The organism is Anaerostipes sp. CAG:276 (assembly GCF_000432215.1).
In the GTDB taxonomy this organism is placed as follows: Bacteria; Bacillota; Clostridia; order Lachnospirales; family Lachnospiraceae; genus Anaerostipes; species Anaerostipes caccae.
Genome location: NZ_FR889202.1, coordinates 24,228 through 43,704, shown reverse-complemented (window position 1 = coordinate 43,704; position 19,477 = coordinate 24,228). Strand labels below are relative to the sequence as shown.

19 protein-coding genes are annotated in these 19,477 nt (G+C 43.8%); all 19 read right to left on the bottom strand.

Annotated elements, in window-relative coordinates; all coding sequences use genetic code 11:
- Positions 1 to 4 precede the first annotated feature (4 nt).
- Positions 5 to 1,855 (bottom strand): DNA helicase RecQ, encoded by a 1,851-nt coding sequence (gene recQ / locus QVP35_RS13345; RefSeq protein WP_009289392.1) that lies wholly within the window; start codon positions 1,853 to 1,855, stop codon positions 5 to 7.
- Positions 1,856 to 1,865: 10 nt separating this feature from the next.
- On the bottom strand, positions 1,866 to 2,234 hold the full coding sequence (locus QVP35_RS13340; RefSeq protein WP_006567666.1) for a nucleotide pyrophosphohydrolase: 369 nt from the start codon (positions 2,232 to 2,234) through the stop codon (positions 1,866 to 1,868).
- 110 nt (positions 2,235 to 2,344) lie between these two features.
- Complete coding sequence (locus QVP35_RS13335; RefSeq protein WP_006567667.1) at positions 2,345 to 2,815, bottom strand: pyridoxamine 5'-phosphate oxidase family protein; 471 nt, start codon at positions 2,813 to 2,815, stop codon at positions 2,345 to 2,347.
- 22 nt (positions 2,816 to 2,837) lie between these two features.
- Positions 2,838 to 3,473: an NAD(P)H-dependent oxidoreductase gene (locus QVP35_RS13330; protein WP_009289393.1), complete on the bottom strand. Its 636-nt coding sequence runs from the start codon at positions 3,471 to 3,473 to the stop codon at positions 2,838 to 2,840.
- 1 nt (position 3,474) lies between these two features.
- Positions 3,475 to 3,972, bottom strand: a complete 498-nt coding sequence (locus QVP35_RS13325) for a flavodoxin family protein (protein WP_022261256.1) — start codon at positions 3,970 to 3,972, stop codon at positions 3,475 to 3,477.
- Between the two features lie 29 nt (positions 3,973 to 4,001).
- Positions 4,002 to 4,613, bottom strand: a complete 612-nt coding sequence (locus QVP35_RS13320) for a TetR/AcrR family transcriptional regulator (protein WP_022261255.1) — start codon at positions 4,611 to 4,613, stop codon at positions 4,002 to 4,004.
- Positions 4,613 to 5,701 carry a radical SAM/SPASM domain-containing protein gene (locus QVP35_RS13315; RefSeq protein WP_022261254.1) on the bottom strand — a complete coding sequence of 363 codons (1,089 nt, stop codon included), beginning with the start codon at positions 5,699 to 5,701 and terminating at the stop codon, positions 4,613 to 4,615. Before QVP35_RS13315 ends, QVP35_RS13320 begins: the two co-directional genes overlap by 1 nt.
- Positions 5,702 to 5,795: 94 nt before the next feature.
- Positions 5,796 to 6,653, bottom strand: coding sequence for a S66 family peptidase (locus QVP35_RS13310; RefSeq protein WP_006567672.1), 858 nt, complete (start codon positions 6,651 to 6,653; stop codon positions 5,796 to 5,798).
- A complete protein-coding gene (locus QVP35_RS13305) occupies positions 6,650 to 7,183 on the bottom strand; it encodes a DUF6933 domain-containing protein (protein ID WP_006567673.1) in 534 nt (177 codons plus the stop codon). The genes QVP35_RS13310 and QVP35_RS13305 overlap by 4 nt, the downstream gene beginning before the upstream one ends.
- Positions 7,184 to 7,206: 23 nt before the next feature.
- Positions 7,207 to 9,873, bottom strand: a complete 2,667-nt coding sequence (locus QVP35_RS13300) for a translation factor GTPase family protein (RefSeq protein WP_006567674.1) — start codon at positions 9,871 to 9,873, stop codon at positions 7,207 to 7,209.
- A 249-nt stretch (positions 9,874 to 10,122) separates the two neighbouring features.
- Positions 10,123 to 10,917, bottom strand: coding sequence for a CheR family methyltransferase (locus QVP35_RS13295; RefSeq protein ID WP_006567676.1), 795 nt, complete (start codon positions 10,915 to 10,917; stop codon positions 10,123 to 10,125).
- Between the two features lie 196 nt (positions 10,918 to 11,113).
- On the bottom strand, positions 11,114 to 12,223 hold the full coding sequence (locus QVP35_RS13290) for an iron-containing alcohol dehydrogenase family protein (protein ID WP_182483062.1): 1,110 nt from the start codon (positions 12,221 to 12,223) through the stop codon (positions 11,114 to 11,116).
- Between the two features lie 214 nt (positions 12,224 to 12,437).
- Positions 12,438 to 13,025: a sce7726 family protein gene (locus tag QVP35_RS13285; RefSeq protein ID WP_006567678.1), complete on the bottom strand. Its 588-nt coding sequence runs from the start codon at positions 13,023 to 13,025 to the stop codon at positions 12,438 to 12,440.
- Between the two features lie 116 nt (positions 13,026 to 13,141).
- Entirely contained in the window at positions 13,142 to 13,816 is a 675-nt protein-coding gene (locus tag QVP35_RS13280) for a GntR family transcriptional regulator (RefSeq protein ID WP_006567679.1), read from the bottom strand.
- Between the two features lie 167 nt (positions 13,817 to 13,983).
- Positions 13,984 to 14,697, bottom strand: coding sequence for an MIP/aquaporin family protein (locus QVP35_RS13275; RefSeq protein WP_006567680.1), 714 nt, complete (start codon positions 14,695 to 14,697; stop codon positions 13,984 to 13,986).
- Between the two features lie 29 nt (positions 14,698 to 14,726).
- Entirely contained in the window at positions 14,727 to 16,157 is a 1,431-nt protein-coding gene (locus QVP35_RS13270; protein WP_022261253.1) for a four-carbon acid sugar kinase family protein, read from the bottom strand.
- Between the two features lie 13 nt (positions 16,158 to 16,170).
- Positions 16,171 to 17,070: a 2-hydroxy-3-oxopropionate reductase gene (gene garR / locus QVP35_RS13265; RefSeq protein WP_022261252.1), complete on the bottom strand. Its 900-nt coding sequence runs from the start codon at positions 17,068 to 17,070 to the stop codon at positions 16,171 to 16,173.
- A 14-nt stretch (positions 17,071 to 17,084) separates the two neighbouring features.
- Positions 17,085 to 17,777, bottom strand: coding sequence for a cyclase family protein (locus QVP35_RS13260; protein ID WP_006567683.1), 693 nt, complete (start codon positions 17,775 to 17,777; stop codon positions 17,085 to 17,087).
- Positions 17,778 to 18,086: 309 nt separating this feature from the next.
- Positions 18,087 to 18,905 (bottom strand): DNA-3-methyladenine glycosylase family protein, encoded by an 819-nt coding sequence (locus QVP35_RS13255; protein WP_006567684.1) that lies wholly within the window; start codon positions 18,903 to 18,905, stop codon positions 18,087 to 18,089.
- Between the last annotated feature and the right edge of the window lie 572 nt (positions 18,906 to 19,477).

The following is a 19,477-nucleotide window of genomic DNA, read 5'->3' as shown; positions in this document are numbered from 1 at the left end:
TTTCTTATTCTTCATACTTTTTAATACTCTCAAGAAACTTCTCCCCGTATTTTTCAAGCTTAAACTGTCCCACTCCGCTTATATTAAGCATCTCATCCAGAGTCTGCGGTCTTACCTCACTCATGCCTGCCAGCGTCTTATCCGAAAATACCATATACGGCGGTATCTTCTCCTCCTTTGCGATCTCCATCCGAAGCTTCCTGAGTTCTTCGAACAGACCCATATCTTTTTCTTCCAGAGCAGAAGCAGCTCCGGCCTTCTTTTTCCTGGCTTTCGGCGCCTGTTTTTCTTCTCTCTTCGGAACTTTTATAACAAGTTTTTCACCGCTCAAAAGCTCTTCGGACCGGTCTGTCAATTCTATTACCGGATAGTCATCATTGCTCAGGTTTAAAAATCCCTGCATCATCATCTCATTGATCAGCTGTTTCAGTCTCGGAACTGTCATATCCGGCAATGCCTTATATTCCGGATTTTCCTCCAGTCCTCTCTGACGAATCTTTTGATTGTCTGCCCCTCTCAGGACATCCACGATCAGATTGACTCCAAAACTTCTCTGACAGCCTTCGATACATCTGACAACTGCCTCTGCCTGCTCTGTCACATCCAAAAGATCAAATTCTTCTAAACAGTTACTGCAGTTCTGGCATTCCGCGCTGCTTTCTTCTCCAAAATAATCAAGGATATAATGCCGCAGACAGCTGCTGGTTGCACAGTAGAATGTCATCTGTTTCAGCCGCCCCAGATCCTTTTCCATGACGATCCTGCGGGTCTCCTCGTCCAGTTCCTGATTATCCTCGCCGTGTTCAATCAAAAAACGATTGGTCCTCTGGTCGGCGGCACCAAAGTACAGGATACATTCTGCTGGCTCTCCGTCTCGTCCTGCCCTTCCGGCTTCCTGATAATAGCTTTCCATATTCTTCGGCATATTATAATGAATGACAAAACGCACATCCGGTTTATCAATACCCATGCCGAACGCATTGGTTGCCACCATGATCTGTCTCCGGTCATAAATAAAGTCATCCTGATTCTCACGCCGTTCTGTATCCGACAGTCCCGCATGGTATCTGGTCACCGAAAATCCTGCTTCTCTGAGCTGATAACATACTTCTTCCACACTTTTTCTGGAAAGGCAGTACACAATGCCGCTGCTTCCCGGCATTTTTTCTTCTTTCTCTCTTAAATAGGATTCTAATTCCCGGTATTTATCTCTGGGCTTCTTAACTCCAAAGAACAGATTTGCCCGGTCAAATCCTGTTGTCACGACCAGCGGGTCTCTCAGATTTAGGATATCCAGGACATCCTCTTTTACCTCCACAGTGGCCGTAGCCGTATACGCCCCTAAAACCGGACGCCTCGGCAGCTTCTCCAAAAAGGAAAGAATCTTTAAATAGCTGGGACGGAAATCCTGTCCCCACTGAGATACACAGTGTGCTTCATCCACAGCCAAAAAAGAAATATCCACGCCGGGCGAAAGAGCAAACCGTAAAAATCCCTCTGTCTCCAGCCGCTCCGGAGCCACGTATATGATCTTATACCTGCCTTCCCGTGCCAGATCCAGGGCTTTTCTATACTGTCCCATGCTCAATGAACTGTTCAGAAAAGCTGCATGTATCCCGGCCTGATTCAATGCTCCCACCTGATCCTTCATCAGAGAGATCAAAGGGGAAACAACCAGCGTAATCCCCGGCATCATCAGCGCAGGGATCTGAAAGCAGAGCGATTTCCCGGCACCCGTGGGCATGATACCCAAAACGTCCCGCCCGTCTAAAACCGCGTCGATTAAAGGCTTCTGGCCTTCCCGGAAGTCATCAAATCCGAAATATTGTTTCAGTAATCCGCGTGCATCCTCCATATGTAACCTTTCATTCTGTAGTCGTTTTTAACTCCGTATACTTTAAATTCTTTCCTTTTACTTTATCCACGGGATACTTCTCTCCGTTTTTTTCAATTTTAGCAAGGAGAGAATCTTTCAAATCAAATTCATACATCTGAGAAAAGCGGAGAAGGAAGAAAAACACATCCGCAAGTTCTTCCGATATGCGTTCCCGTGCTGTATCCCGATCCATCATCTCCCCCATTTGTTCCTCTGATTTGAACCGGAACAGATCCAGAAGCTCATTGGACTCGGTTGACAACCCGATGGCCAGATCCTTTGGCCCGTGAAACTGATCCCAGTCTCTGTCCTCACAAAACTTTTGTACCTCTTTTGTTAAATATTCTAAAGTGTCCATATACCTTCTCCATCAACATCTGGTTTTCATGAATACTGCTATTATATAACAATTTCCCCGGGTGTGGTATACCCTTCTTTAAATTTTAGAAATATTTTACATTTTTCGTTTTAGGAATGCTCCTTACAGGACATCTCACTCACTTCCAGCTTAAAAGTACACACTGCGTCAAACATTTCCTCTGAAAACTCCCACTCTTCTTTCCCGGTGTTTTGATACATAATAGCCAAAAGCGCCTTTCTTTTTTCATTCGTATCTTCCACAAATGATACATTTCCGCTTCCTACAACACTCTGAAACCGGGCGGAATAGCCGCAGGCTTTTGTACTCTCATTCAGCTTATAATTTGTATCCAGTTCAAACCCTGCACAGGGATTTTTGGAGATCAATTCAATTTTTCTGCCCTCACCTGCACTGTGGAAATAAAAAGTCCTCTTTTCGCCATCCTCACAGTATCCAAAACTTAAAGGCACGATATAGACGCTTTCTCCATCCGCAAATCCCAGCCTGCAGCAGCTGCACGCCGAAATAATTGCCCTGATCTTCGCAGGATCTGTGATTTCCCTGTCTTTTCTTCTCATGATCCAGTCCCCCGTAAAATACTTATTTTAAAATCCTTCTGGACAGTTCCTTTACTGAAAGTCCATTTTCTTTGATCTGTTTTCTCCATCCCATCTGACCAGCCAGCTTATACATGATTCTCGGTATCCCCGGAGAAACAAACCGGTCTTCGGCTTTCCGCCCGGTGCTGATACTGCACGCCATCTCTTTCAGCACAGCGGAGAAATCTTTCTTGATTCCTTTTCCTTCCGGTATATCAGAAAGCATGGGGATCATTCCTCCCCCGCCGATGCCAAGGCCCTGTCCCCATGAGAGACCTGCTTTCTTACACCAGCACTTCATAATGTTTAGGGCAATATGATTTTGATATCCTTCGTAAAATCCACAGTTTACAACCGCATAGACCATCCTGTCAGTCTCAGATTCCTGAAACAATTTTTCCATCTGCTGCAGCACAGCCGTCAGATGAGAAGGTACACTGTCCACATATAGAGGAAACGCAAATACAAGGCACTCGCTGTCCATGACTGCTGCTTTCATTTCTTCCGTCAATTCCGGCTTTCGGACAGAAATTTCTTTTATGTCCTGCCCTTTCAGCAAATCTCTGAGTTCCTTTAAAATAACCCCGGAACTGCTCCCTGAAGGCTTAGGACTTCCGTTGATACATACAATCTTCATGTTACCTTCCTCCTAACTCATCCGGTGTTTTCACAAACCGTATTCCCTGCACCTGGGCATACAGATTGACCGCATTAGCTCTAACAAGCTCCTCTGCAGTCCGCTTCTCATCTTCTGATATACATTCTCCGTAAAATCCCACTTTTAATTTTAATATTTTATCGTATCTCTGTTTGTGGTGCATTTCGCCATTCTTAATCTTAAAATACGGATACAGATAAGGGATGCTCCGGTCCAGCACATTTTTCACAAAAGGACTGTAGCCTCCGTAACAGCACCGGCTGATGATCCGGGCCTCCTCACACCGGGCAAGCAGTTCTCCCATATCACCATACTGGTCTCTTATAATACATTTGCCCGGAGTCTTGATCCAGCATCCGAAACAGCCGATACAATTAAGGATTTCCCCGCTGTTTCCTATCAGGACTACATCTTCGTCCGGTTCAGAAAATATATTTTTGAATTCTTCTTCGTCCAGATCATGAATGATTAATTTCATATTTCCCCCTCTCATAGTATAAGTTCTGTCTATTTATACAGCCTCGAAAATTCCATTACCTGTTTTCTCAACGCCTCCAATGCCTCTTCTTCCTTGTCCGGTTCCTGGTCATATCGGTTCAGCAGGAAAAAAATCGGGGCATAAAAATTAACTGCCATGGCTTTTGGGTCTTTCCCATGGAAAATGCCCCTGGCGGTCATTTCCGCAAACAATTCTGTCTGATAGGACACTGCCGCATCCATAAAAAGCCCCCGGTACACTTCAAACACCTCTCTGTCCCTGTACTGCTCGATCACAAGCATCCTGCGGAACTTAGACGCAAATTCATCTTTCAGATAAAACAGGAAAATCTTTTCACTGAGAGCAAGAATCCCTTCCTCGCTGATGCTTCCATAAAGCTCTGCGGCTTCTGCCATATCGTGTTCATCGGGCAGGCCGTACTCCTTGGACATCTGCTCCATCCGAACCGACATCTCCTGAACAATCGTATCAAATATTTCTTTCTTGCTTTTGAAATGCTTATATAAGGAACTGTCTTTTATGCCTACCGCATCCGCAATGTTTTTCACACTGGTCCCCTGATACCCATGTTTAGAAAATAGCGTGAGCGCTTCTTTCACAATCCGTTCTTTTGTATTCATCATCTCTCTCCCTGTAATAAATCTTTTACCAGCTGTTCCTGTTCAAACAGGGCACAGCCTCCGGTATGAAATTTCTCAAGGCTTCCGCTTTCCTGCAGTCTCGAAAAAAGTGGAGACTGCAGTGCCTCTTTGAGGCTTGTATGTACCAAACTGGTATCTGAATAGGGAGAAAACGGACAGGGCTCTGCGCCGCCGGATGCATTGATATGGAAAAATCCCCTGCCTGCCGCCAGACATCCTCCCGAAGCCCTTTCATCTCCCGGAAACGATATAAACACCATATCCTCCTGTTCCTCTCTGAGCTTTCGGATCCTTTTTTCCAACGCTTCTCTCTCTTCTTCCCCCGGAGCTAAATACTCTGTCTTTCCGTCAGCCGGTACATATTCCACATAAACGACCGCCTTACAGCCATTTGTTCCAAGTTCACCGAGGAATTCTTCCGACGTGACCTCGTAAAGATTTTCCCTTGTCACCGTAACCGATGCGCCGAATAAAAGGCTCCATTTTTTTAAACTTCCCATGGCCTGTCTGAGCCTTTGATAGACTCCGCTTCCTCTCCTGGCATCCGTCTGTTCCTTGCCGCCTTCAATGCTCAGCACCGGAAGCAGATTCCTGTTTTCCGAAAACAATGTAAGGCAGCCTTCCTGCATTAAAGTCCCATTCGTAAACACCGGAAAGATCACCTTTTTATGTCTGCCTGCAGATTCTATCACATCCCTGCGCATCAAAGGTTCCCCTCCGGCCAGCAAGATGAAACTTATGCCCAGTTTTTCTGCCTGATCAAAAATATCATTCCACTGAGCGCCGGAAAGCTCTCCTTCAGGCTGACCTTCAGCACAGGCTCCGCTGGCCCTGGCATAACATCCTTTGCAGTGAAGATTGCATTGACTCGTAATACTTGCAATTAAAAATGGCGGAATATGCCCGCCCTCTTCTTCTGCAATTTCTCTTAATCTTCGTGCTCTTTTTCCCGCCGCCATAAATTTCAGCATAAAAAAGCTTCCCCTTGGATCTGAAACTCTCAAAATACCGCGGAGGATACGTTCAACCCCGTCACTTAAATACTTCTCCAGCCGAAAATCCTGCATACTCTTGCCCTCCTTTGACACGCCATATATGGCTAGTAATTGCTAGCTTCTGTCATCTTCAGTATAGGGTAGTGAACACTAGCCTGTCAAGTATTTATACGCCGAATCTATATTTCTTTCCAATAATCAGACATTTTGAATCTGTCCCATGACCGATTTCCTCCGTCTTTGCAATGGGAATTCCCGGACCAGCCGTATTCTTCACCAACTCCTCCATCCTTGGAAGACATCCTCCGGCTTCCATTGCTGTAAATGTTCCGAGTAAAATTCCATTGACCTGCTCAAAGACTCCAATCTGTTTTAACTGGTTTAAATACGTGACCATCTGAGGAACCTCCCCTCCTCTGCTCTCCAGGAATAAGATCTTATCCTGCATATCCGGCCAGAACGGGGTTCCTGCCAGCTTCAGCAGACAGCGGATATTTCCTCCCACCACCATGCCTTCCATTGATGTTCCTCTGATCAGCCTGGTCCTGAACTGAAACAGGCCGTTACCGTTTCCAAGCAGTGAATCTTTAAAATTCTTTTTCTGCTCTTCTGAGTGATCCATGACCAGATTCCGGACTTGGTACAAATAAGATTTCCGGCCTGTCTGCTGAAAGACTGCGTTTACGATTACAGTGAGATCGCTGTATCCGAAAAATGGTTTTAGATGTTCTCTTATGACTTGAAAGTCTAAATTCGTCAGAACTTCATTGGCCAGATCTCCTCCCGAAATATCGAAGACCGCCCTGATTCCGGGATTCCGGTAAAACTCCATAAGTTCCCCTGCGCGCTGCCTCCCGGTTCTGTCAAAAACTGAGGAACCGGCATAAAGATACCGGCTGAAGACTGGTTTTAATCCCAGCTCCTTCAGGGCATTTTCCAGCGGCATCACAGCGGGCCGGGCCGAGTCTGAAAGTCCGTTGGAACAGCATACTATTCCAACCTTATCCTGTCTCCTAAGCATCATTGCCCTTTCCCTCTCTTAACAATTCCAACCCGTTTCATATCCTCTTCCAATAATGCGCACGGATGATCATATGTCTCAAAACCGGCCGGCGAACAAATATCTCGGTTCACCCAATGACAAATATCCTCCTGATACATCTCTCCCAGATTCCAGGGCTCATCTGTATAATCCAGGCGTTCTATTGCCTTATTAAGCCCCGCCACAGGCTTCCGCCCGTGAGTCTTTGTGATCTTTAGCGCTCCGGCCAGATTAAAGTAAGCATTGATCTGCTCCTCTTTATATCCCTCACTGCGCAGACCGGCCTCTATGGCTTCTTCTGCCCTTTCGGGCAGCACTTTCCAGTCCGCTGCTTTCATTCCCGCGAGCATCACAAAGAACCGATTGTTTGCATTGACCATAGCCAATGCTCTTTTTCCCATAAAACGTATAACATGCAGTTCCCAGCAAAAAAACAAGTCGGTGGGCTGCCCATACGGCGGCTGTTTTACCTTCAGATGCTTTTGTAACGTAATCGTAATCCCCAGCTGCATTTGTTCTCCTCCTCGCTTTTGGCTTATTCTAAATCTCTTATCTTTTTCAGCTCCTCCTCAGACATAGAGTCCAGCAAATAACTGCGGTCCTTTTGCTGCTTTTCTAAATATTTTTCTCTGAGTGTTTGATTGGCGAGATTCACTTCTTCCAGCAGTTCCCTGGCTGAGAGCAGAGAACACCCCTGGCCCCGGATAATGATCTGTTCCATGCCGTCAGAGGTGGCCACCGTAACATCATATTTCCGTCCATGTTCGTGCGCAAACTTCTCTATATATTGATCTGCAGTCTCCGCTTCCTTCGTATATACCACATGGATATTATGATAATCGAGTATCTCCGTATCATGGCCCACAACGCGGTAGGCATCAAAAACAACGATCAGCTGACATTTTCTGATTCCTTGATAGTTGCTCATAATATCCAAAAGTTTTCCTCTGGCAGCGTCGATATTTGCCTCTGCCAGTTCTCTTAAATCCTCCCAGGCAAAGATAATATTATAGCCGTCCACCAGCAGATATTTTTCACCCGGCTTTTTCTTCACTGAAGCCCTGAAAGCCGAACTCTTATAATCATCTATTGTCCTCTCCAGTTTCTTTTTGGCCCATCCGGTCTTTTTCTTTCGGTTCGCAAAATAAGTCTGTTCCAGAATCCGGTCGATCTCCTCCGTATCAATCCATTCTTCTTCGGTATAAGAACGGCGCACCGCATTCTCTTCCTCTGTCTCTTTTTCATTATCTGTAAGCTGGCTGTCCACATGCATATAATCCTTGACCTTGTCCCAGCTCACTGTAAATCCTGCCCCGTGTGAGCAGAAGACAGAACCCGTCGGATTATCTGTATCCCGTTCAGAATCATAGCCGGTATTTTCGATCACTTCGTCTGCATTGTGACAGGGCCTGTAACCGTTAAGGGCACAAAAAAGACGGCCCCTTCCCTTCGCGTAAGCTATGACTTCTCTCTGATAGCCGTTCATCTCTGAGACCGGAGCACTTCCGGTCAGAACTGACATCTCTCCCTCTGTCTGAGGATTCTCAAACTCTCCGTACATCCGCTCAATATCCGACATAGCCCGTCCCACCATCTGCTGAGGCACTTCCAGGCGAAACTCATAGTACGGCTCTAAAAGGACCGACTCCGCCTGTTTCAGGCCCTGGCGCACCGCCCGGTAAGTAGCCTGCCGGAAATCACCGCCCTCGGTATGTTTTAAATGTGCCCGGCCCGCCGCTAACGTGATCTTCATATCAGTTATCGCCGAACCGGTGAGGACTCCGGAATGCTCCCGTTCCTGAAGATGAGTCAGGATCAGCCTCTGCCAATTTTTATCCAGCATGTCCTCACTGCACTGAGTATCAAACTGAAGACCGCTTCCCGGCTCCAACGGCTCCATGAAAAGATGTACTTCCGCATAGTGCCTCAAAGGTTCAAAATGCCCAACACCCTCCACTGTATTTTTAATAGTCTCCTTGTAGACAATATTTCCAGTCCCGAATTCAACTTCTGTATCAAACCGTTCTGCAATCAGGCTTTTCAGTATTTCCAGCTGCACTTCCCCCATGATCTGCACCTGGATCTCCTGAAGCTGCTCATTCCAAACAATATGAAGTTCAGGTTCTTCCTCCTGAAGCTGCCTCAATTTTGGGAGCATTACTCCAGCACTCACTCCTTCCGGCAGTATGACCTGATAAGTAAGCACCGGTTCCAGCGCCGGCTCATACCCGGTATCCTCGATACCAAACCCATCTCCCGGACGGGTATCCGCAAGCCCTGTGACCGCACAGATCATTCCTGCCTGTGCTTCCTCCGCCGTCTGATATTTTTCTCCGGAATAAATCCTGATCTGACTGACCTTTTCCTCTTTGGGTTTTTGTATCAGCGCCGATCTTACTTTCAGCACACCTCCTGTGACTTTTAAATGAGTCAGGCGGCTGCCCTGCTCATCCCTGGAGATTTTAAACACCTTTGCTCCGAATTCTTCGGGATAATCCACAGGCCGGGTATAAGACCCAATTCCCTGCAGAAATTCCCGGACTCCGTCTGCTTTCAATGCAGACCCGAAATAGCAGGGAAATACCCTTCTCTCTGCAATGATCTCTGCAATATCCCTGCTGCCAATCCTTCCGCTGTCTAAGTATGTGTTGAGCAGTCCTTCGTCGCAAACTGCGATATCTTCATAAAAATCCTCACCGCACTCCCTGCTGAAATCAACACAGCCCTCATCGAGCCGATTTTTTAATTCTGTCAAAATCCATTGTTTGTCAGTACCCGGCTGATCCATCTTATTGATAAATAAAAAGGTCGGAATTTTGTATTTCTCCAACAGGCTCCACAGCGTTTGCGTGTGACCCTGCACCCCGTCGGCACCGCTGATCACAAGGACCGCATAATCAAGAACCTGCAGAGTCCGTTCCATCTCGGCAGAAAAATCCACATGACCCGGTGTATCCAGGAGTGTAATTTCCATTTCTCCGAACCGGAACACTGCCTGCTTTGAAAATATAGTAATCCCCCGGTTCCTCTCAATCTCATGGGTATCCAAAAACGCATCTTTATTATCAACTCTTCCCATGCTCCGGATGCTGCCGCTCTCATAGAGCAGACCTTCCGACAAGGTTGTCTTTCCCGCATCCACATGGGCTAAAATTCCTATACAAGTATATCTCTTTGGTTTGCTTTCAGATGTAGCTTCCATTATAATTCCTCGTCCTTTTTCTCCTTCTGCTGTAAAAATTTATTGCTTTCTGACTCTCTGTTTCCGCTCTCAACTCTTCATCATGTGGGCAAATACAATTTATATTTCGCTGCAAATAATTGCTCATTGCCATGTAAAGATATCTTTTGATCTAAAATATTATAACAAATACCCTTTAAACAATATAGGTATTACTTTATCTAATACATGAAAAAACAGCCCCAGATCAAAAACCTGAGACTGTCCATATTACTTTTTTTGATAAACAGAATGTCCTAAAAACTCCCACTTCCCGTGCCCCGGCCGAATAATTTCTCCGTTCCCGAGAAATAAATATCCTCCCGGTTTTAAAGACTGATAAAGACCCTGCAAAATCTCTTTTTTCTTTTGGATATCCATATACACAATCACATTCCGGCAGAAAATCACATCATACTGCTCATCCGGCCACTGAAGCTCTGCCAGGTTGTGATAGCGGAACCGCACCATATCCTTAATCAGCTGAGTCACTGCATAAACAGTTCCATCCTTCTTAAAATATCTCATCTTCCAGTCCACCGGAACTTTTATAAGCTGCCGGGGCAGGTACTTTCCTTCCTCTCCCTGTGTGAGTTCGTGTTTTGCGATGTCTGTCCCGGTAATCTCAATTTTGGGAAGTTTCCACCCCCGTCTGCGGCATTCCTCCGCTGTAATGGCAATCGTGTAGCATTCCTCACCAGTGGCACAGCCTGCGCTCCATATGCGAAATACGTTTTCTCTATCTCTTAATCTCTGTAATATTTCATGCTCAAGATACTCAAACTGCCCGCTTTCTCTCATAAAATATGTATAATTCGTGGCTGTAAGATCAATTAAATTCTGTTCTGTCTCCGGATCTTTCTTTACTGTCTTTACATACTCCAAAAAACTCTCCAGATGCAGCCGTTCCAGCTCATGCTGAATCCTGCACTGAATTAAATTTCTTTTGTTGGAAAGCTTCATCCCATATCTTTTCTGAATGTATTCTGTCAGGGCATCAAACTCATCTTGATTCATCTCAATCATTTTCTTTACTCCTAGGTTTTACAGAGATCATCTATTTTTCAGTGAAATACGCTCTGCGCGATAAGCTCTACCCACAGGGCACACCGTATTTTATGCCCTTGGGGCTTGGCGCGCTTCGCACGATAAGGTTTACTTTACAACTGTTTCAGACTCTTTTCAAGATATTCTTTCAGATATAGACATAATTTCACCAAATTTATGAAGTAAGACATTCTTTCAATGCTCTTCCGTAAATATTTGTTTCTTTCATGCACTGAATAAAACTTGCTTTTGTCACTCCGCTTTTCTTTGGACGAAACTCCCATTCTGTCGTTGTAAGAGCCTTATCTGCCATTGCATAAAATTCGTTCTCACACACTTCTATATCATCAAAACAAACCGGAAGCCCCATACTCAGATTGAATTTTGCGATTTTATCACGTTCTTCAAACTCTTTCGCAAATGTGAGCAGACACAGTACTCCTAAGGCCACTACTTCCCCATGAAGATGACGGTGCCCTCCCTCCGTAACCGTTGATCCATAATATACACAATGTGCTAGACTTGAATTATAGTAGTAATCAGGCGCACTGCTGACCATATTGGAAACAAGTCCTGTACTGATGATAATATCCAGCGTCACCTGTTCCAGTTCATAGGAAACTCTTTTCTTCCTTAAATCTTCCAGCGCTTTTTTTCCATAGTCTATCAGCGGAGCTGTACAAATACGGCTCAGCTGGACTCCCATCATAGGCGTATGAGATAACTCATCTTCCCGGGACGCAAACACGGCCTCACATTCCTTGCTCAGGGCATCTCCGATCCCTGCCCAGAGGAGCTGTCCCGGAGAATCGGCTATAATTGATGATTCAATGAATGTATGGTCCGCTGCTTTGGGATAGTAGTATTCGCGAAAAGAACCATCCGGATGATAAATCACTGAAATCGCAGTCACTGCCGCACAGTTGGATGCAACTGTAGGAAAACAAAACAGCGGTTTGTCCAGCTCATTGGCCAGATATTTACCTGTATCACAGGCACGTCCTCCTCCAACGGCAAAAATCATATCTGCCTGCTTCACCACATCCTGCTCCATCAGAGCATTCCCGTTTTCGTATGTAGAATCTCCTCCGTACCAGATAAAGTCCAAAATCTGCACGTCAGAATCCTTCACCCCCTCCAAAAGCTTCTCTTTTGCTTTTGACATTGCCGTCTTTCCTCCGATGACAACTGCTGTCTTTCCAAGAAAACGAGCCTTCTCCGGAATTTCCCGATAACAGCCTTCTCCAATGGTATACCTGGGTAGATTTACACTGTAGTAACTCATATATTGTCCTTCCTTTCTCATTTTATGCAGCCTCACAGAATATTCATTTATTCCGCCGAGGAATTTCTTTGCTTTCATAACGGACTAAAAAGTCTCCTTATGTCGATAAACATAAAGAGACCAAATCATCCGCTATTCATTTTCGGACTGCTGCTGATACATTGAAGTCATTATAATCCTCAAAAAAATAATATGCAAGTACCTTTTACACCTGTCAAATTTTCCTAGATTTATATAGACGGATAGTATCTTCGATTGCGTGATAATCCCGCTCAAACAGCTCATCACTGATTTGGGTCTTTAATACAGCCTGAGGAACCCTCTCTATAATTTTATCAATAACAAATGCCTTGCTCTTCTGTTTGTATTTAGGAAGCTGATTTAATTGCTGTATATGAGCCAGTTCCGGCCTCCATAGCAATTTCATTTTATCTCTCCACACGAGTTTCGGATTTTTGACCGGACTCCGGAGCAGATAGAAATCCACCTGATCACCTATCTCTTCTGCCGTAATGATTCCCCACCATTCCGGGACCTTTTCCTCTATATGCAGTGCATGTCTGGTGCCTGCTACTACATAGTTATAGTCGAAAAACCGGTCATAATCTTTGACCTGTCTGTTCAGCCGTGTATAACTGTCCGCATCGCTCTTAATCTCTATACCAAAAACAGAATCTTCTGTAACCATGACAATATCAGCCCTGGAGCGTCCCATCTGTTTTTCTTCTATAATCCTAATTTTATGGTAGCGCTCCTCCAGAAAATCAAACAGAGGATCGCGTATGTCTTTATCGTACAGCATAAATTCCTTTTCGTTTTTATGATTTAGAAACCTTTATACTTCGTTCTTCTTCCTCTGCCTTCAAACTATCGTTTATTTTATTCTCTATTGCCAAACAATCGCTTCTTTTTTATCCATTACAACATCCTTGGTTTTTCTTTTATCAGCTCCAGATTAATATTTTCAGCTACTGATAAGTGACGGTTCAGCAGCTTCTCAAGCTCTGCTCCATCCTGCTTTTCCAGAGCATCCATGATCCCCTGATGTTCCCTAATTGTCTCCTGCATCCTTCCTTCCCGTGTAAAAGAAAGAACATTCTGCCAAAAGATACGGTGCATATATTCTTTATATAAATGAAGCATTGCATCATTTCCCAGAAATTCTACAATACCTTTATGAAACTCATAATCGATCCTCGCAAATTCCTCGCTGGAACCATTTGTTTCGATCAGATTCTGCTGCAGTTTAATCTTTGTCCGCAGATCAATCAGACATTTTTGTGCATTAGCTGAATCCAAATCTGCAACCAGCTGCTTTAAACAAAAGGTTTCGATAGCATTCCGTATTTGATAGGTCTCCCTGATATCATCCTCCATCATTTCATGAATCATAAAGCCTTTGCTTGGATAGACATCAATATATCGTTCCTGCTCCAGCCGTAAAACAGCATCTCTCAAAGGTGTTTTTGAAATTCCCAGTTCTTCCGCCACTTTTTTCTGGGAATAGATGACCCCATGCTCCAACTTATCGTTCAGTATCAGATCTTTCAGATAATCATATGCTTTGGACTGCAACAGCTGTGTACTTTTCATACTACTACCTCATCTTCTATAAAAAGCCTCTTCATATTGTTAACAATTACCTAATACTATAGCATATCTTTCAGAATCTTTCATCCACCGCAGATTATTATGGAACAAAAAAACATCCTTTTTTCTAATCTCTCTGAAAAAAGGATGTCTGCTGAAATCTTAAATTGCTAAAAAATCACTTTATACAACATTGCCGCAAGAAATGCTCCCATCAAAGGACCTGCTATGGGAACCCATGCATATCCCCAATTTGATCCTTCTTTATTTTTTATAGGGACAAGTGTATAGATAATACGGGGCATAAGATCTCTTGCCGGGTTAATGGCATAACCGGTCAGTCCCCCAAAAGACATGACCCCTCCTGCCACTCCGCAGAATACAAAGAACATTGCCACTCCATTTGCCGGATTTTGATGTCCAAGGGAAAGCAGGACAAACATGAGACAAAAGGTTGCCATGATCTCTGACAGACAATTCCGCCAGGAATTCTGAATTGACGGACCTGTGGTAAATACACCCAGCTTGGTACCCGGACACTCTTCTTCATCCAAATGATCTTTATACAGCTGCCAGATGATCAAAGCTCCGACAGATGCCCCGATGCATTGTGAGATGATGTATCCCGGAACAAGGCTTCCGCTCAAATTTCCTGCTGCCCAAAAACCTACCGTCACCGCCGGATTACAGTGAGCTCCGGATACAGGTCCAAAACACACTGCTACCGTCACCATTGAAACACCCCATCCAAGAGCCGCTACAATACCTCCGGCCCCGCACATACCGGATTTACTCAAAGAAATATTGGCACAGACCCCCAATCCTAACACCATAAATAATGCAGTTCCAACCAGTTCTGCAAGATACAGATTCATATGTTCCATCTGCCACTCCTTCCTGAACCGCCGTTTTATCAGCGGATCAATTCCTCAACAGCCTCTTTCAGTGTAGAAGTCTCTCCTACATTACCCGGAAAGATAATATATGGGATTTTCGGAAATTTACTTTGTTCGTCTGTCTGCCAGACAGGAATTCCCGGTTTGATCTGGCCCATAACATTTGCTTTTTTCACTGAAAGTGCTTTCGTCCCAATATCACTGGATGTAATGCCCCCCTTTGCAACCACGAAGGCAGGAACAATTTTCAGTCTTCCCACCAGAGCCTGTACCCCCTGTGATATCTTTACAGACCGGAGCAGCGCTTCCATTTTGCTGTCATTGTCAACCGTCAGCAGCCTGCGTTTTGTATAACATACAGCAGTCTTTCCGCATGCTATGATCTGTTCACTAAGACTGACCACCCGGCTGATCTCGCCGTCAAAAATCTGATCTCCCTTCAGCACCAGATCCGAGTCAAATTCAATCCCTGTTACCTCGTCTAGTGTCAGGAGTTCTTTTAACTGCGCTGTCGTCTTATTGGTATGAGAACCCACTACTACAATTCCCCCATGGTTTGTATCTTTAGTTATCATCTCTTCTCTGGTCAAAAGCTTCCGGTCTGATACCCCTCCGATCACTTTTACCAGGGATGCTGCCGAACGGAATAAAAATGTCTTCCCTTTTCCCATAGCCCGGTAAAGCGCAGTACAAAATACTTTAAGGTCACAGTAATCCACTGCATTGACAATCACCTTATTGAAATCTCTAACAGTCATCAGCTTTTGCTCGATTTGTGCATAGTTACAGTTTCTGAGCATTTCAAGAGAAATGCAGACGGTATCTTTACCCTTAAACAACCCTTGATTTTTTTCTTCTACATACTCTCTCAGATCTGAGCTCTTGTATCCGAACGTTTTATCTTTGGCAAATTCCGTCTCTCCGGCCGGCACCAGCATTTCATTATCTTTTACATAATGGACATTATCAATGGTATATCTTCCGCCTTCTTTGAAAAAGAAACACAAAATCTCCCCGTCCACAGAATGACCGCCCTGCTTTTCCATGACTTCCTTTAAAACATTTGTCTCTAAAGGATAATGCCCTCTTAACGTGGAGTCACTCCTGCTGATCAACACGTATTTCTGATTTAATTCCCGGGAGATTTCTTCTGCTGTTCGGGCAATTTCTTCATGCACCTGTCTTGTCTGTTCCGGTGTCATAGACCTGGAATTGGTTAATATGTAAAATAGTCTGTTTTCATCAATAAAACCTTTTCTCATACTGGCTTTTGACCAGTCTGTAAATACCGAAATATCATGAACAGTCTGTATTCCGGTAGGGTCATCATCCAAAACAACAAACTTTGTCTGACTTTTATTAATTTCTTCGTTCAACAGACGATCGATTACCCCTTCATTTACAGGACTGTACTGCTTTAAAACTTCTGTCTTCCTATATTCAGCCATGATTCATCACCTCTCAGTATTCTTTCGTTGTACTTTTTACTACTGTCTGTGCAAGTTTCTCAAAATACTGCACGATCCCCGCATGATCGTCGTTCATATGTCCCTCTACCTTCAGAGCCTGAAAAATCTCAAAAAGCTGACTGGTAAAAGGCACCGGCACGTCAATTTCATGGGCTGTCTCAACTACATTTTTAATATCCTTGTGATTGATAGAGATCTTCCCTCCCGGGTTAAAATTTCTTTCAAGGATCATCGGCATTTTTGCATCTAAGACAGCACTTCCGGCCAGTCCGCCTCTGATAGCCTCATACACTTTGGATGGATCTGCCCCGGCCTTTGATGCAAGCACAAAAGCTTCTGAAACGGCAGCAATATTCATATTTACGATCACCTGATTGGCAAGCTTTGTAATGCTGCCGCTTCCGCTTCCTCCAATCAGAAGTGCCGAAGATCCCATGATCTCAAAATATGGAATCAGTCTGTCAAAAGCGTCCTGATCGCCTCCCGCCATAATGGCAAGTGTTCCTGAAACAGCCCCTGGCTCCCCGCCGCTGACAGGAGCATCCACAAAACTGACCCCCATCTTTTCCAATCTGTTATAGCATTCTTTCGACTGTACAGGAGTCACAGAACTCATATCACATATGACCGTCCCTTTTTTGACCGCAGATGCAATCCCGTCTTTCCCGAAAACAGCATCCTTCACAATCATACCATTTGGAAGGATCATAAAAATAATGCCGCATTCCTTTCCAATCTGCGCCTTTGTTCCTTCTAAAGCTCCAAGATCTGTCATCTGTCTTACTGACTGATGATTCAGATCATTCACCATCAGTTCTATCCCTGCATTCTTTAAATTAATGGCCATTGGGAGTCCCATGATCCCAAGACCTATAAATCCTACTTTTGTCATTTTTCTGTCTCCTGTCATTTCTCTTCAATTTCCGCTATGCATACAACCTGGCTGGAATCCAGTCCTTCAATTCTCAGTGGCGCATTGATAAAATTCAGTATTTTCGCACCTTTTGGAATTTCTGAAAGATGCATGTCTTCAATCCCTGTCACAAATTTCCCTGTATAGAATCCCAAAATATTTCTGTGACAATCCGGAGGAAGTTCTCCTTCCGGCACTTTGTCAGACGGCGATCCGATAGCGAGAAAATCCATTCCGATTCCCTTTAAATCCGGAAAATTTTCGGAGAGGTAAATACCCGCACTCGGTGCAATATACGGTCCTTCCTTTTGGTATCTCTCCGGCTCTGTAAACTTATACTGTTCAAATCCTGTACGGATCAGGGCAAAAGATACCTGTGATAAAACATCCGCAAAAGGTTCTATATCCTCTTTGGTGATTCCCTGGGCATCGCTCTTTGGTATTTCTAAAAGCGCGGTTTCCTTGTGAAAGAAATATTCTATCGGCAGTTCATTGATACTGATCCCGTTTTTAACAAAGTGTCGTGGAGCATCCATGTGAGTTCCAAAGTGATTGGGCAAAGTACTGATAAAGGAACAAAACGGACAATCCTCTGATACATCCGTCATCTGCTCCACCTTAATAACCGGCTCTCCCGGCCATGCGAATCCTTCAGGGTCTAATTTGTGTGATAAAAATAAATACATTGCAGCTACCTCCTTCTCTCTAAAAACCTAAAATGAACCTATACTTTTGATACGATTAGTATACCGGTATATCGGTATATCAGTCAATGGTTTCTTGACATTTTGTATAATTTATATATTATTATCAATTATTTATTGTGCATAATTATAATAGTTTTTCTTTTTATTAACAAAAAGAAGTCTCTCTACGTTAAAAAACATAAAGAGACTTCTGATGTAAATTTCTTTCTAAGGTTATCTTAAAACTTTAATCTGAACTCAATAACTTATTAATTCCCTGAGCAGTCTGCTTCCAAAGCAAAACTGAAATCATCCTAATTTCTTTCCCAACAGCTCATAATAGAAAATATACTGCTGCATCACACCCTCACACCCTCTGTATCTCTCTGCCGGAAACCCGTCAGGATAATGGCCTTCCAGAGCCTGTCTGATATGGGTGTCCACCGGAAATGCCTCAAAATGATGCAGCGCAAACAGGCAGATACAATCTGCCACTTTCTCCCCGATACCATACAGTTTCATTAATTCGGCCTTTGCCTCTTTATAAGGCATCTGTTTTATTGCCTCCAAAGATACCTCTCCTCCGGTCAGACTCTTTGCCGTCCGCACTACATACTTGCTCCGGTACCCCAGGTTGCAGTCCTTTAAAGCATCCTCATGAAGCTCCGCCAATATTTCTGCTTTGGGAAATGTATAGTAAAAATTCCCGCACCCGTCAGATCTTTTCTCACCATAACGCTCACAAATATTGTCAATGCACCGGCGGATACGGACAATATTATTTTGCTGTGAAATTAGAAATGAGACGATCATTTCCCACAAATCCTGCCTCAAAATACGGATGCCAAAACCAAATTCCGAGGCTTTTTTAAGGTAACTGTCTTCTTCGTCTATGGATTCTATGTATTTTTTGTAATCTGCATTCAGATCAAAATACTTCTTCCAAAATGTCTCATACTTATTTTCATCACAGTGAAATGTGCATTGGCCTCCATTCTGGGTCACTTCTAAATATTCATTTCCTGCAATTACTGAATATAGATTGTCACGCTTCTGCCTCATGCGGAAACACTGACCGGAATCGCAGATCTGTGCAATGTTAAAACAGTCTAATTCTTTTGTTATCATAGTACTCCTTATACTGTAGATATATAAACTTTCTTTTTATACTTCAACATTTTCTCTTTGCCTCATACGAAATTATCTAACTTACATCTCTTGTATTTCAGCAGCTTCAATCACTTATAGTTATTTCTAATACGTATACCCAAAGCGGTGGGATGACTTGGATGCAGGATTTCAATCACTTATAGTTATCTCTAATACACTAAGCCTGATACTTGAACGATCGGGGACACCGGGATTTCAATCGCCTATAGCTATTTCTAATACCCATTTCTTCCGCATAAAATAGTCATTCTTTTAAAACAACAATTCTTACCAAAAAGTTCATATATCTCTACATCCCGTATAAACTCGTATTTTTTAAAACGGTCGATCCCCCATACTTTTTACGCTATCATAGGTCGACCTTTATTAAATATCATACTATAACAACTGCCTTTTTCCCATATATTTTAAAAATTTATAAAAAATACTGGTACAATCCTCTAAATGTTTTAATAGCCTCAGAAACGAATTCTGAAGTTATTAGGAGAAAAAACTGCAGTATTTAATTCATCACATTTTATACTTCCGAT